The organism is Marinobacter sp. ES-1 (assembly GCF_000475255.1).
Classification (GTDB): Bacteria; Pseudomonadota; Gammaproteobacteria; order Pseudomonadales; family Oleiphilaceae; genus Marinobacter; species Marinobacter vinifirmus.
Window position 1 is genome coordinate 1 of the sequence record NZ_AXBV01000071.1, and the last position, 13844, is coordinate 13844.

The window sequence follows — 13844 nt, forward strand, 5'->3', positions numbered from 1 at the left end:
ACTCCCCCTCCTACTCGATTGCAGTTCATGCCGGCACAAAAAAACGGCAGCTCATGGGCTGCCGTTTTTCGTTTGTCGCGAAGGCGGTTATCGGGCCTTACTGGTCCGGCACCTGAATAGAAAGATCAAACCCACCCCCAGGTCGCGGCGTCAGATTAATTGGCCCTTCATTAATCCCCTGCGGAATATTGATCCGGTCAATCCCCGGCGGGTTGCCAATGCTGAAATTCAGGTTCTGGCCGTCAAAGCCGATACCCAGCTGGTCGTTCAGGAAGGTTTGGGTAAAGGGTTCGTCCGGAATTTCCGGTTGCTGGCCGAAGATCAGCTGGGGGATGTCCGGGCGGAATTCGGCTGGTGGCTGGACCCTTGCCAGTTCGTCGACTGGTAGCAGCAGGGCGCGGCGCAGGAATTCTTCTTCGGCGTCGGTTAGTGAATCTTTGCGGTCATCTTCCAGGTAGCGTTGCAGGGCTTCCCGGTAGGCTTCTTCTTCTGCTTCGGTGACAACCGGCTCGCCCGGGGAAATGGTCAGGGCCTGGATGATGCGCTGGCGATCTGCCTCGGACTTCTGCTGGTCTTTGGGTACCACGATAACGGCGGAGTCTTCTACGTAGGTCTCTACCATTTCGTCAGACGTCATGGTTTGTACGCCCGCCGTGGCGGGAGCAGCGATGGCGGCCGTTATGGCAGCGGCAAGCAGTTTGCGACGTATCATGAGTTGCCTCTTGGGTAACCGGTGTGTGCAGAGGCGCTGCTGAGACTGCGAGGACTGCTGAACTCAGGGCATTCAGGCTATGCGCTTCATTTTGTCAGTATTCGGTTTGTCTGACACGATTTCAACCGGAAAGTGCCGGTATTGTGATCAGAATCTTCCCCTACGGAGTACAGTTATAAAAACACTGTGGATATGGTTTCATAGTCCGTAAACTGCATTGAACTTTTCAGGAGTCTTCCGGCCTGATGGGCATGATAAAACAATCTGTTGGCCGTCGTTTCAGCCGCTGGATCAACCGCCGTATTCCCCGTGCAGACAGCGTTCTGTTCAGCCAGAAAAACATCTTCATTCTGCCCACCGGCGCCGGTGTGGTGTTCGGCATTCTGTTGCTGATCATGCTGATTACCGGCATCAATTATCAGAACAGCCTGATTTACCTGCTTACTTTCATGCTGGGCGCCCTGTTTGTGGGGGCCATGCACCAGACGCACCGTAACCTGTCCGGCTTGACGCTTGCCCTCATTCAGGCAGGGGAAGGTGTGGCTGGTGAAGATATTCCTTTCCGGTTCCGGGTCAGCAGTGGCAAAGACGATTCACTGGCGATCAGCCTGTCGGTGAAGGACTCGCGGGTTGAGGGTATTCATGTGCCAGCCGGGGAGTCGAAAGACGTCACCCTGCCAGTTCCTTCGGCCTGGCGCGGCTATCTGCGCCCCGACAGGGTGCGTATTGAAACCCGGTTTCCGTTTGGTTTGCTGAAGGCCTGGTCCTGGGTGCGGCCGTCTTCGGCTGGGTTGGTGTTTCCGCGGCCATTAGCGGCGCCGGAAGCACTCAGTACCCTGGAGGATGGCCCGGAGAACGCGGCGGCCGCGAAAACAGCCGGGCAGGACGAAGCGGACTTGCGGCCCTGGCGGGAAGGGGACTTAAGCCCCCGGGTGATGTGGAAGCGCTTTGCCCGCTCCGGCCAGATGGTGGTGGCAGACTGGGAGGCGAAGCAGGGCAGCCCGCACTGGCTGGATTTTGCTGCTTTCCGGGGCGTGGATAACGAGCTGCGGCTGAGTTACCTGGCCTGGCTGGTGCAGGACAGGGCGGCAAAGGGTGCCCGTTTTGGCCTGAACCTGCCGGGTGAGGTAATCGAGCCGGATTCCGGCAAGGTGCATGTGGAGCGTTGCCTGCGGGCGCTGGCTATCTGGGGCGAACAAAAGCCCCGGGATGATGATGCCAGGGCCTTTGGTACCCGCAGGAAACTGGACCGGGCAGCACGGGGAGGCAAGGCAGCATGAAGCTTTCCCTGCCTTTTGGCCTGTTCAGTGGCCGGGAAGAACCGCCGAAAGAAACCATTCCCGGTAAGGCGCTGCTGTGGCTGATTGCGGCCTTTGCGGTATTGCTTGTGCCCCAGTGGGATCGCCTGCCGGTGTGGTTGATTGCCGCGTGTGTGGTGCTGGCCGGCTGGCGCTGGCTGGCGCAGATGGGCCGGGTGCGTTTGCCCGGGCGCTGGTTGCGCACCGGGATCATGCTGATCCTGATGGCGGTGTACATTGCCACGGTTCAGGGGCGCTTTACGGTGGATACCGCCGCCTCGTTCTTTGTGCTGGCGGTGGGCCTGAAATGGCTGGAAACCCGCAGTGCCCGGGATTTCTATGTGCTGTTCTTCATCCTGGTGTACCTGGCCACGGTGAACTTCCTGTTCCGGCAGGACATTCTCTGGGCGTTGGTGAACTTTGTGGCGATTGCGTTGTTGCTGGTGGGGCTGCAAACCATCAACGCCCCGGACCTGCCCAATGCCATCGGCCGGGGCTGGAAGCGCCTTGGCCTTCTGATGCTGAAAACTCTGCCGGTGGTGATCCTGCTGTTTGTGTTCTTCCCCCGCATGGCGCCGCTGTGGAGTGTGCCCATGGTGTCTGGCCAGGCCCGGAGCGGGATTTCGGACACCATGCGCCCGGGCGATATCTCCAACCTGGCCCAGAGCAGTGAGCGGGCTTTTCGGGTGACCTTTGGCGGCGAAGCCCCGGATTACCGTGACCGCTACTGGCGCGGGCTGATCCTGGACCGCCTGGACGGCGAAACCTGGCGCCAGGGCGATTCCGAGCGTTTCTTCCGGCCGGGCCGCGTAGCCATCGATGGCGGCGTGGGGGATCTGGAACCGAACCAATACGATGTCTTGCTGGAACCCACGGACCAGCGCTGGGCGTTCGCCCTGGACGGCTCCGAAGCTGTATCGGATAACGTGGTAGAGGCAGAGCAAAACCTGTTCCGTTTCCGGCGCCCGGCAGACAGCTCTGTGCGCTATCGGATGGCTCTGGGCAATGTGGCGGCGAGCAGCGCAGTGCAGGGGTTGTCACCGCTGGAACAACGCCGATACCTGCAGCTGCCAGCTCAGGGCAACCCCCGGGCACGGGAACTGGCGCAGCAGCTGGGTTCGCAGTTAAGCCCGGAACAAACGGTGATGGAGTTGATGCGCCGGTTCCGGGAGCAGGAGTATTTTTACACGCTGCGGCCACCGACCATGCCGGAAGATGGCATTGATGCACTGCTGTTCGATGAAAGGCGGGGGTTCTGTGCCCACTATGCCGGTGCGGCCACCTTTGTATTCCGGGCAGCGGGTATTCCGGCAAGAGTGGTTGTGGGTTACCAGGGGGGCGACGCCGGTGCCAACAACGAGTATTACATTGTTCGCCAGTACGATGCCCACGCCTGGGTGGAAGTGTGGCTTGAAGGGCGCGGTTGGGTGAGGGTTGATCCTACTGCCGCCATCGCCCCTAGCCGGATTGAATCCGGGCTGCGAGACGCCATGGCAGACGAAGGTTCATTCCTGGAAAACGAACTGATCTCGCCTCAGCGTTACAGCGATCTGCAAGTATTGCAGTGGGCCTCACTGCAGCTGGACCGCATCAACTACCAATGGCAGCGTTGGGTGGTGGGTTATCAGGGCCAGAGCCAGATGGATCTGATGTCCCGATTGCCCGGTGGCGTGGGTATGAAGGAACTGGGCTACCTGACGGCAGGTATTGTGGGCCTGGCGTTGCTGGTGGCCGGCCTGGTGTCTGCCCTGGGCATGAAGCGGGGCGCACGGCAGGATGCGTTCCGCCGGGTGGTCAGCAGCTGGCACCGGTTCTGTGAGCAGGCGGGTGTTCCGGTGCGGGCTGGTGAAACTCCGGAGGCGCTGGCGCAAAGGCTGTCCCGGGCGGTTCCGGCGGTGTCTGAATCGGCGCGGGTCTTTGCCCGGGCCGTGAACAATCATTACTATAGTGCTTCATCTGCGCCGGCCTCTGCCGACGACACCCGCCGTTTGAAGCGGTTGCTGCGTACCATGAAGCGGCAACGGCGCAATGGCCCGGAACCAGTACCCGAAACACGGACTCCACCCAATGAGTGATATCGCCCAAGACATGCCCTGGCTGACCAAGGCCTGGCACGCGGTTCAGCACCGGCTTGCGGAAGACCGGCTGCCCCATGCCTTGCTGGTGGCCGGCGAACGGGGTGTGGGCAAGCGTGCCTGGGCCGAGGCCGTTGCCGGGTTATTGCTGTGCGATCGCCGGGAAGACCTGGGTAATGGCAACCTGGTGGCTTGCGGCCACTGCAAGCAGTGTGAGTTGCTGCGTGCGGGCAGTCATCCGGATTTGCGAATCTACGCGCCGGAGAAATCCCGTATGGTGAAGGTGGACCAGGTGAGGGCACTGTCTACCTTTGCCGTGGGTTCGCCCCAGGTGGCCCATCACAAGGTGGCCATTGTCGACCGGGCAGACCTTTTGAACATCAATGCCGCCAACGCCCTGCTGAAAACCCTGGAAGAACCGCTGCCGGATGTCACCCTGCTGCTGTTGCAGGAAAGTGGCCGGCCGGTGCTGCCCACCATTCGCTCCCGGTGCCAGGCGTTGACCATTCCGGTGCCGGCGGAAGAACAGGCCCAGAACTGGCTGGCTGCGCAGGTATCCGGGCTGGAGGAAGATCAGCGCCCCGGAGCCGAGGTGCTGGCCAAGAGTCTGATGCTGGCGGGTAATGCGCCGAGGTTGGCGCTGGAGTATGTCACCGGCGAGTTTCCGGGGTTGCGGGACAAGGCCTTCGAGGCCTTCAAGCAGTTTATGAAAGGGCAGGTCACCGTGGGTGATGCGGCGAAGTGCTTCAAGACCATCGGCCTGGAAGACACGCTCTGGCTGTTCGAAAGCTGGGCCGCCGACCTGGCCCGGTGCAGCGCCGGCGGTCAGCCCAATGATACCGAAGCGGCAGACATGCTGATGTTCCTGGCCCGCAGCAATCCGCCCTGGCGGGCCCATGAATTGCTGGACCGGGTCCGGCAGAGCCGGGAGGCCGCCGTGTATAATGCCAGCCCGGAACTTGAGGCCAGCCAGCTGTTGATTGCCTGGCGTGATTTGATGCCCAGAAAGCGCGCCGCAGGTTGAGCTTTAGCGGTTAACAGCTGCTATGATTGCGAAATATCAGAAAAAAGAAGGTGTTTGATATGGGGCCCGGATTCGGAGCACGCAGTGGTATTCTGACCCAGACTATCAACGACAAAGCCGCGCTGTACGCAGCCTATATGCCGTACATAAAGCAGGGTGGCCTGTTCATTCCCACCCACAAGCAGTACCAGCTGGGCGACGAGGTTTTCCTGCTGCTGACCCTGATGGACGAGCCGGAGAAAATCCCGGTGGCCGGCAAGGTTGTATGGATAACCCCGAAAGGCGCCCAGGGCAACCGGGCTGCCGGTATTGGTGTGCAGTTCAACGGTGATGATGAAACCGCCCGCACCAAGATCGAATCATACCTGGCTGGCTCCCTGAGCTCTGATCGCCCCACCCACACCATGTAGGACCTGCCTTGCATGAATGACACAGTGTTACCCGACAGTGGGCACGAAGTTCCGGCCGACTGCCGGGAGGCGCACTGGCCACTCGAAAACATCACCCTTGCCGGCCTGAGCTGGCATCCGCCCCGCGAAGCAGCCACCCGGCAACCTGTGCTGATGGTGCACGGCTGGCTGGATAACGCCATGAGTTTTGCCCGCCTTGCGCCGGAAATCGCAGCCCATGCGCCGGTCCACGCCATCGACATGGCAGGCCACGGCCAGTCCGGCCACCGGCCGCCGGGGTACAGCTACTGGCTGATGGACTATGTGGCCGACCTTTCCGAACTGATCGACAGCCATTTTCCGCACAGCGAAAAAGAACCGATAGACCTGGTCGGCCATTCTCTGGGCGGCATCGTATGTGCTTTGTACGCAGCGGCATTTCCGGAGCGGGTTCGGCGGCTGGTGATGATCGACAGCCTGGGGGCGCTTAGCCGCCCGGCGGAAGAAACCATTCCCCAGCTGCGCCGGGCCTTGCAGAAAAAGCGTAGCGGTTCGGCACCGCCGGCGATCTATCCGGATGTGGAAACCGCAGCACGAATTCGCGAGGGAGGCCTCAGCCCCCTGAGTGCCGAGGCGGCCAGCTTGCTGGTGCCCCGGAACATGCGCAGCTACGGGGTGGGGTATGTCTGGCAGACCGATGCAAGGTTGCGGCACCCCACGGCTTTGATGATGACAGAGCAACAGGTGGAAGCCTCTTTGGCGGCCATTAAAACCCCGGCGCTGTTTGTGCGTGCCGAGGAAGGCCTGCTGACTTACCGGAAGGGGCTGGATCAGCGCGCGGCGCTGATTCCGGAGCTGACCACGGTGGATGTTCCCGGCGGCCACCACTGTCACCTGGATGGCGATACCACGCCAGTCAGTGATGCCATAAAAAGGTTTCTTTTTGATGTTTAACCGATCCAGCAGTGGCTTTTTGAGATGTTTGGCGGCCGTAGTTCTGTTTGCGTCTGCCGGTTCTGTCCAGGCGAACGCTCTTGCGCAGGCCCCTGTGCAGTTCTCGCAATCGTCGCTGCAGAACACCGCAGCGATTGAATCCAGCGGCCACTTGGTGCTGTTCAGCCCGGTGCGGGAGATTCGCAACGAAATCCGTTCCGATGTAATGGCGCGCCTGCCGGTGTCTGGCCAGGGGCAGCTGTTCGAGATCAACCGGGACGCCAGTCGCGAGGCTGCGTTGGACCATTACCTCACAGAGCTCCGGGCCAGGGGCGCCAGCGTTCTGTACCAGTGTTCCGGTATCCAGTGCGGCCGCAACAACGTCTGGGCCAACCAGATTTTCCAGCAATCCCGCCTGTTGGGCCGGGATGGCAGCCAGGATTACGTGGCCGCTGCAGTGGAAGACGAGAACGGAACACAGTGGCTAACGCTGGTGTATACCGTCACTCGCGGTAACCTGCGGGAGTATGTCTGGGTGGAGCAGCTGGAGGTCGGCGCGGGCGCGTCTATTCCGGGCTTTGAAGCGTCAAACGGGCGCATGAAGGGGCCGGTGGTGGTGCCCTGGACCGGTGGCGTTACCTATCGGTTTGATTTCAGTGCCGATGACCGGCGCAGGCTGACCGACTGGGCGGCAGATGAGGGCGCCGAAGTGGTGTTGGCCGCGTTCTCCTCCCTGCAGGACGGCGAACTTCTGGAGGCTGCCCTGGAGCGCGCCCGGCAGGCAGGTGATGCCCTGGCTGAGGTGCTGGGCAAAACCGGAGTCTCCCGCAGCCAGATTCGAATTGTTACCGTAGGGCCCGTGGTGCAGGTAGAAGACCCGGATCGTCGTGGTGATCGTGTAGAAGTATTGGTGATCAAGAGGTAAGCCATGGCACAGAAGGATAAACCGGTTGATAACGGCGCCAGCAAGGTCGTAAAAAGCTCTGATGTTTCCCCTGCAGGTGCGCCCGCCAGCAGCAATGTTCGCAAGACCGGCAAGGGCAAGACCGTTGCCTTGACCCTGGGCAGCGGTGGCGCCCGGGGCTATGCCCATATTGGCGCCATTGAAGTGCTGGTAGAGCGTGGTTACAAGATTGCTGCCATTTCCGGCTGTTCCATGGGCGCCCTGATTGGCGGTATGTATGCCGCCGGCAAGCTGAAAGAGTACAAAGACTGGGTAACCGGGTTAGGGCAGTTTGATGTGATCAAGCTTCTGGACCTTACCTTCAGCTCTATCGGCGCCATCCGGGGCGAGAAGGTGTTTTCCATCGTGCGGGAAATTCTGGGTGATACCCGCATTGAAGACCTGCCGATTCCCTTTACCGCCGTAGCGACCGACCTGCTGGCACATAAGGAAATCTGGTTCCAGGAAGGGCCTCTGGACAAGGCTATCCGTGCCTCCATTGCGATTCCCAGTGTAGTGACACCGCTGGTACTGGACGGCCGTGTGCTGGTGGACGGTGCGGTGCTGAATCCCTTACCGATTATTCCCACCATCTCTGCCCACGCAGACCTGATTATGGCGGTCAACCTGGCGGGCGAGGAAGAGCAACTCCAGCGAATTCCGGACGCAGCACTGACGCCCGCAGAGGATACCGGCGGCGATATGGAAGAGTGGATGGATGCGCTCCGGGACAAAGCTTCCCGCTGGTTCGACTGGGATGCCCTGAAAGCGCTCACTAACCGCAAGGGCAGTGAGGACGAAACACCGGAACAGAAGATCAGCCGGGAGATTGCCAAAAAGTCGCAGGAAAAAGCGATGGAGGCCAAGGCCAAGGCTCCGGTGCCTGCCGATCACCCGGATGCGGAAAAGCGGGAAGAGCACGACACCATCGACTGGGACAAGCTGGGCATTGGCAAGTTTGATGTGATGAACCTGACCATCGAAACCATGCAGAGCACCCTGGTGCAGTACAAGATTGCCGGTTATCCGCCGGACTTGCTGATCAATATTCCCAAGAACGCGTCCCGTAGCTACGACTTCCATAAGGCGCCGGAGCTGATCCAGCTGGGGCGCGAACGTATGACGGCGGCACTGGACCGATTTGAGGCCAGCCGCAGCAGTTCCGGCCCGCTGGCGCTGTGATGGCAGGCGGGCGGAAAGCTGCAGCCATCGGCCTAATCAGCGTATAATGCCGCGCTGAAACTTACCGACCAGGAAACCGACTTTGTGACCAGCCCCGTAGATGACCTGCAGACTATTCGCGACCTGTTGCGCTATGCCGCCTCACGGTTTGCTGCCTCGCCCCTGTACTTTGGCCATGGCACCGATAACGTGTGGGACGAAGCCGTGCAACTGGTGTTGCGCAGCGTTCACCTGCCGCTGGAAAACAATAACCTGTTCCTGGATGCGCGCCTGACCCGCAGCGAGCGGGAGCTGATCATCGAGCGCATCGAGCGCCGCATTAACGAGCGTGTGCCCATTGCCTATTTGCTGGGTGAAGGCTGGTTCATGGGCATGCCCTTCAACGTAGATGAGCGGGTACTGGTGCCCCGGTCACCACTGGGTGAGCTGCTGGAAAACGGCTTGCAGCCCTGGCTTGGCGGCACCCACGTTCAGCGCATTCTGGACCTGTGCACGGGCAGCGGTTGTATCGGAATTGGCGCCGCGACGGTGTTCGACGAGGCAGAAGTAGACCTGTCGGATATCTCTGAAGACGCGCTGGCGGTTGCCGAATCCAATATCGAGATGCACGGCCTGGAAGGGCGGGTACAAACGGTTCGCTCGGATGTGTTCGACAACATCGAGGGCCGCTATGATGTCATCCTCAGCAATCCGCCGTATGTGGATGCGGAAGACCTGGCGGACATGCCGGAAGAATACCAGCATGAGCCGGCACTGGGCCTTGCCGCAGGCGACGACGGCCTGGATATTGCCCACCGCATCATTGCCGGTGCCGCCGATCACCTGACCGAAGACGGCCTGCTGATTGTGGAAGTGGGTAACTCGTGGGGTGCGATGGACGATGCCTATCCGGACCTGCCGCTGACCTGGCTGGAATTCGAGAATGGCGGCGATGGTGTGTTCCTGGTTGCGGCCCGGGACCTGCGTGAATGGCAGGCCAGAAACAGCTGAAGTAATTTATTATAAAACCTTTATAAAGTGCTGAATTATGTCCGGAAATACTTTTGGAAAACTGTTTACCGTAACCACCTTCGGTGAAAGCCACGGGGCGGCTCTGGGTTGCATTATTGACGGTTGCCCTCCCGGGCTGGAACTGTCTGAAGCGGATATGCAGAGAGACCTGGACCTGCGCAAGCCGGGCACGTCGCGCCACACCACGCAGCGGCGGGAACCGGATGAAGTGCGGATTCTGTCGGGCGTGTTCGAAGGTAAAACCACCGGCACGCCCATTGGCCTGATCATCGAGAACACCGATCAGCGCTCCAAGGATTATTCCAAGATTTCCGAGCAGTTCCGCCCGGCCCACGCCGATTACACCTACACCCACAAATACGGTGTGCGGGATTATCGCGGCGGCGGCCGTTCCTCGGCCCGGGAAACCGCCATGCGGGTGGCCGCCGGTGCTGTTGCCCGCAAGTTCCTGGAGCAGCGGCTGGGTATCCGGATTCGGGGTTACCTGTCCCAGCTTGGTCCCGTTAAGGTCGAGAAACTGGACTGGGACCAGGTACACCAGAACCCGTTCTTCTGCCCGGACGTCGACAAGGTGCCGGAAATGGAAGCCTATATGGACGCCCTGCGCAAAGAGGGCGATTCCATTGGTGCCCGCATCAACGTGGTGGCGGAAGGTGTGCCGCCGGGTTTGGGCGAACCGATTTTCGACCGGCTGGATGCCGACCTGGCCCATGCCCTGATGAGCATCAATGCGGTGAAGGGGGTGGAGATCGGTGCAGGTTTCGACTGTGTGGAGCAGAAGGGCACCGAACACCGGGACGAGATGACGCCCGAAGGCTTCCTCTCTAACCACGCCGGTGGTGTGCTGGGCGGCATTTCCTCGGGCCAGCCAATTGTCGCCAGCATCGCCCTGAAACCCACCTCCAGCCTGCGCCTGCCGGGCCGCAGTATTGATGTGAATGGCAACCCGGTGGAAGTGATTACCACCGGCCGGCACGACCCCTGTGTGGGTATCCGGGCGACACCGATTGCCGAAGCCATGATGGCCATTGTACTGATGGATCATTACCTGCGCCATCGTGGCCAGAATGGTGATGTAAGCGTCGATACGCCGGTACTCGGCCAGCTCTGATAACAGGGAGGCGCTACCATCTACTGGCGGCTGTCTAACCTTTATTTCTGGTTCTTCGCCCTCCTTGGAGGGCTTTTGCCGTATTGGTCCCTCTACCTGGAGGGACAGGGCTTTTCCTATCTGCAAATCGCCACTCTGATGGCGACCATTCAGCTGACCAAGGTAGTGGCCCCCAGCGTCTGGGGCTGGTTGGGCGACCGCACCGGCCAGCGGGTAAGGCTGGTGCGCTTTGGCGCCATCACCGGTTCGCTGTTTTTTGCCGGGGTGTTTCTGGAGCCCGACTTCTACGGCCTGCTGCTGGTTATGTTTGCCTTTACCTTTTTCTGGAATGCGATTCTTCCGTTATATGAAGTGATCACCCTGCGGGTGTTGGGTTCAAAAAAAGAACGTTACGGCAAGGTGCGGCTGTGGGGCTCAGTGGGCTTTATTGGTGCGGTGGCGCTGGTAGGCGGTTTGCTGGAACTGGTTCCGATTCGTTATTTGCCCTGGCTATTGTTGCCGGTGTTTGCCGGCATTGCCGTGTCGGCCTTCCTGGTGCCGTCAGAGCGCGGCGAGCGTAAAGAGCCTGCGCCCAAAGGCAGCCTGAAAGCCATCGTGACTCACCCGGCTGTGGTGACCTTCTTCCTGATGAACTTCCTGCTGCAGGTGTCCCACGGCGCTTACTACACCTTCTTCAGCATTCATCTGGAACAGCATGGCTACGGCAAGCTGTCGATCGGCCTGTTGTGGTCACTGGGGGTGATTGCGGAAATCGGGCTGTTTCTGATCATGCACCGGTTGTCGACCCGGATTACCGTGCGCCAGATTGTGCTTGGCTCGCTGGTATTGACCATGATTCGCTGGGGGCTGATTGCCGAACTCACCGGGCTTGTGCCGGTGCTGATCTTTGCCCAGCTGATGCACGCGGCGTCTTACGGTGCCTTGCATGCGGTATCAGTGCAGTACATTCAGGGCTTCTTCGGCAAACATCACCACGGGCAGGGGCAGGCGCTGTACAGCGGTTTGACCTTCGGCGCCGGTGGCGCGCTCGGGGCCTGGATGTCGGGGTTCCTGGTGGATGGCTACAGCACCTCTGCCGCCTTCTGGGGTGGTGCCGTAGCCATGGCTATCGCCATCATCATTACCTGGCGGGGGCTGCAACCCCCGCCGAAAGAAGCCTGACCCGGCGCTTACTGGTCCGGATCTTCCTCGTCGTCTTCCAGTTGCAGTGATAGCCCGCTACCGATGGGGCCGCCGGAACGGGTGCTGTCTTTCGCTGAAGTGCCATCCTGGCCGTACAGCTTGATGCGCAGGCGCAGGTTGTTGGCAGAATCCGCGTTCTTCAGGGCTTCTTCTTCACTGATCTTGCCTTCCTGCCAGAGCTTGAACAGGGCCAGGTCGAAGGTTTGCATGCCCAGGTTGGCAGACTTCTCCATGATCTCCTTGATGCCGTCGATCTCGCCCCGCAGGATCAGTTCGCTGATGGTGGGCGTGCCCAGCAGGATTTCGATGGCAGCGGTACGTTTCTTGTCCACCGTAGGGATGAGCCGCTGTGACACAAACGCCCGAAGGTTCATCGACAGATCCATCAGCAGCTGCGGCCGGCGTTCTTCAGGGAAGAAGTTGATAATCCGGTCCAGGGCCTGGTTGGCGTTGTTGGCGTGCAGAGTAGAGATACACAGGTGCCCGGTTTCGGCAAACGCCAGGGCGTGTTCCATGGTCTCCCGGTCGCGAATCTCGCCGATCAGGATCACATCCGGCGCCTGGCGCAGGGTGTTCTTCAGGGCTTTCTGGAAACTGCGGGTATCCACGCCCACTTCCCGCTGGTTCACGATGCTCTTCTTGTGCCTGTGAATGTATTCCACCGGGTCTTCAATGGTGATGATATGGCCGGCAGAATTGCTGTTACGGTGGTCGATCAGCGCCGCCAGGGAGGTGGACTTACCGGAGCCGGTCGCCCCTACAAACAGCACCAGCCCCCGCTTGGCCATCACCACGTCTTTCAGGATCGGCGGCAGCCCCAGGGCATCAGCATTCGGTCAATGGGCTTCAGGGTACCGTGGAACTTGGCGCAGGGCGGCGCCCCCGTGCTCAGGTAAAGGTCTGAGCCATCGTGTTTGGCCAGGATTTTCAGGTAATCATCAAAGCCCATCTTGTCTCCCGTTGTTTATCCGGATCAGGTTGTTTGGTTTGTTTCTTCGTCGTGAACAATACCGAGCAGGGCGGTCGCCGCCGGGCTCAGATGCCGGCCTGACAAACCCACCGCCCCCAGCACCCGGCTGACCGGAAACCCGGTATCCAGCTGGTGCAGGCTTTCATCCACCATACTCACCGGCAACACACTCCAGCCAAGGCCCACACTGGCCATCATCTTGATGGTTTCCAGGTAGTTGGTGGGGATCTGCTGTTTGAGCGGAAGGTTGGCTTCCAGAAACAAGCGGCTGACCGCCCGGTACGTTGCCGTGGTGGTGTCTGGCAGCAGCGCGGGATACTGGGCCAGGTCTTCAAGACTGGCGTTTTTACCCACTGCAAGCTCATGGCCGGCGCCCACAACAAAGGCCATAGGATCAGACCACTGTTCGTATACCACGAACTCGCTTCCCATGCTGTCACTGAGTGTGACAAACGCCAGCTCTGCGTTACGTTTGAGCATCTGACTGTAAGCGGCATCGGATTCCATAAACTGCAGGTTGACCGTTACCTCCGGGTAGTCACTGACGAACCGTCGCAGCCAGTTCGGGAGGTGGTGCAGGCCAATGTGGTGGCTGGCGATGATTTCGAGTTCTCCGCTGATGATGCCGTCGTCGGCTGACAGCGCCATGCGGGCGTTGTGGATTTCATCGAGGATGCGCCTGGCGTGGGGCAGCAGCCTGGCGCCGGCCTCGGTAACACGAATTTCTCGGTGTCCCCGTTCTATAAGCTTGGCGCCCAGCTGGTTTTCCAGCGCAGCAAGGCGTTTACTGATAGCCGGCTGTGTCAGGTGCAGGGCTTCTGCGGCTTCGGAGAAGGAACCCTGATCGACTATGCCCAGGAATGCCTTCAGTGCGTTTGGATCCACTATGTACCCCCTTGCTTCTTACCTCTTGTTGGGGAGCTGGGAGCGGCTTCAGGGCCCCCTCCCAAAAAACGCTCCTTCGGCACGTCCGTGTGACGCTTGGGCTCCGCCATCCATGGCTCCGCACATTTT

12 protein-coding genes and 1 pseudogene are annotated in these 13844 nt (G+C 60.3%); 10 read left to right on the plus strand and 3 right to left on the minus strand.

Annotated elements, in window-relative coordinates:
- Positions 1 to 97 precede the first annotated feature (97 nt).
- Entirely contained in the window at positions 98 to 712 is a 615-nt protein-coding gene (locus tag Q668_RS13255) for a hypothetical protein (RefSeq protein WP_022990102.1), read from the minus strand.
- A 251-nt stretch (positions 713 to 963) separates the two neighbouring features.
- Here Q668_RS13255 and Q668_RS13260 point away from each other — a divergent pair, with 251 nt between their 5' ends.
- From Q668_RS13260 to Q668_RS13305, 10 genes are all read left to right on the plus strand, one after another.
- A complete protein-coding gene (locus Q668_RS13260) occupies positions 964 to 1992 on the plus strand; it encodes a DUF58 domain-containing protein (protein WP_052009723.1) in 1029 nt (342 codons plus the stop codon).
- Complete coding sequence (locus Q668_RS13265) at positions 1989 to 4085, plus strand: transglutaminaseTgpA domain-containing protein (RefSeq protein ID WP_022990104.1); 2097 nt, start codon at positions 1989 to 1991, stop codon at positions 4083 to 4085. Before Q668_RS13260 ends, Q668_RS13265 begins: the two co-directional genes overlap by 4 nt.
- The gene (gene holB, locus Q668_RS13270; protein ID WP_022990105.1) at positions 4078 to 5109 is read left to right on the plus strand and encodes a DNA polymerase III subunit delta'; all 1032 of its coding nucleotides are present in this window, start codon (positions 4078 to 4080) and stop codon (positions 5107 to 5109) included. The genes Q668_RS13265 and holB overlap by 8 nt, the downstream gene beginning before the upstream one ends.
- Before the next feature lie 59 nt (positions 5110 to 5168).
- Positions 5169 to 5519: a PilZ domain-containing protein gene (locus Q668_RS13275; RefSeq protein ID WP_022990106.1), complete on the plus strand. Its 351-nt coding sequence runs from the start codon at positions 5169 to 5171 to the stop codon at positions 5517 to 5519.
- 12 nt (positions 5520 to 5531) lie between these two features.
- Positions 5532 to 6452, plus strand: a complete 921-nt coding sequence (locus Q668_RS13280; protein ID WP_022990107.1) for an alpha/beta fold hydrolase — start codon at positions 5532 to 5534, stop codon at positions 6450 to 6452.
- Between the two features lie 94 nt (positions 6453 to 6546).
- Positions 6547 to 7356: a DUF4892 domain-containing protein gene (locus Q668_RS13285; RefSeq protein ID WP_227498363.1), complete on the plus strand. Its 810-nt coding sequence runs from the start codon at positions 6547 to 6549 to the stop codon at positions 7354 to 7356.
- A 3-nt stretch (positions 7357 to 7359) separates the two neighbouring features.
- Entirely contained in the window at positions 7360 to 8556 is a 1197-nt protein-coding gene (locus Q668_RS13290; protein WP_022990109.1) for a patatin-like phospholipase family protein, read from the plus strand.
- Between the two features lie 84 nt (positions 8557 to 8640).
- The gene (prmB, locus tag Q668_RS13295; RefSeq protein WP_022990110.1) at positions 8641 to 9546 is read left to right on the plus strand and encodes a 50S ribosomal protein L3 N(5)-glutamine methyltransferase; all 906 of its coding nucleotides are present in this window, start codon (positions 8641 to 8643) and stop codon (positions 9544 to 9546) included.
- A gap of 37 nt (positions 9547 to 9583) precedes the next feature.
- A complete protein-coding gene (gene aroC / locus Q668_RS13300; protein ID WP_022990111.1) occupies positions 9584 to 10678 on the plus strand; it encodes a chorismate synthase in 1095 nt (364 codons plus the stop codon).
- Positions 10679 to 10708: 30 nt separating this feature from the next.
- A complete protein-coding gene (locus tag Q668_RS13305; RefSeq protein WP_227498364.1) occupies positions 10709 to 11839 on the plus strand; it encodes an MFS transporter in 1131 nt (376 codons plus the stop codon).
- An 8-nt stretch (positions 11840 to 11847) separates the two neighbouring features.
- Here the strand turns inward: Q668_RS13305 and Q668_RS13310 are convergent.
- A pseudogene (locus Q668_RS13310) lies at positions 11848 to 12809 on the minus strand (PilT/PilU family type 4a pilus ATPase).
- A gap of 24 nt (positions 12810 to 12833) precedes the next feature.
- Positions 12834 to 13715: a LysR family transcriptional regulator gene (locus tag Q668_RS13315; protein ID WP_022990115.1), complete on the minus strand. Its 882-nt coding sequence runs from the start codon at positions 13713 to 13715 to the stop codon at positions 12834 to 12836.
- Positions 13716 to 13844 lie beyond the last annotated feature (129 nt).

Coding starts and splice junctions, on each gene's coding strand:
- Q668_RS13255 (WP_022990102.1), bottom strand. CDS start 712: ATGATACGTCGCAAACTGCTTGCCGCTGCCATAACGGCCGCCATCGCT.
- Q668_RS13260 (WP_052009723.1), top strand. CDS start 964: ATGATAAAACAATCTGTTGGCCGTCGTTTCAGCCGCTGGATCAACCGC.
- Q668_RS13265 (WP_022990104.1), top strand. CDS start 1,989: ATGAAGCTTTCCCTGCCTTTTGGCCTGTTCAGTGGCCGGGAAGAACCG.
- holB (WP_022990105.1), top strand. CDS start 4,078: ATGAGTGATATCGCCCAAGACATGCCCTGGCTGACCAAGGCCTGGCAC.
- Q668_RS13275 (WP_022990106.1), top strand. CDS start 5,169: ATGGGGCCCGGATTCGGAGCACGCAGTGGTATTCTGACCCAGACTATC.
- Q668_RS13280 (WP_022990107.1), top strand. CDS start 5,532: ATGAATGACACAGTGTTACCCGACAGTGGGCACGAAGTTCCGGCCGAC.
- Q668_RS13290 (WP_022990109.1), top strand. CDS start 7,360: ATGGCACAGAAGGATAAACCGGTTGATAACGGCGCCAGCAAGGTCGTA.
- aroC (WP_022990111.1), top strand. CDS start 9,584: ATGTCCGGAAATACTTTTGGAAAACTGTTTACCGTAACCACCTTCGGT.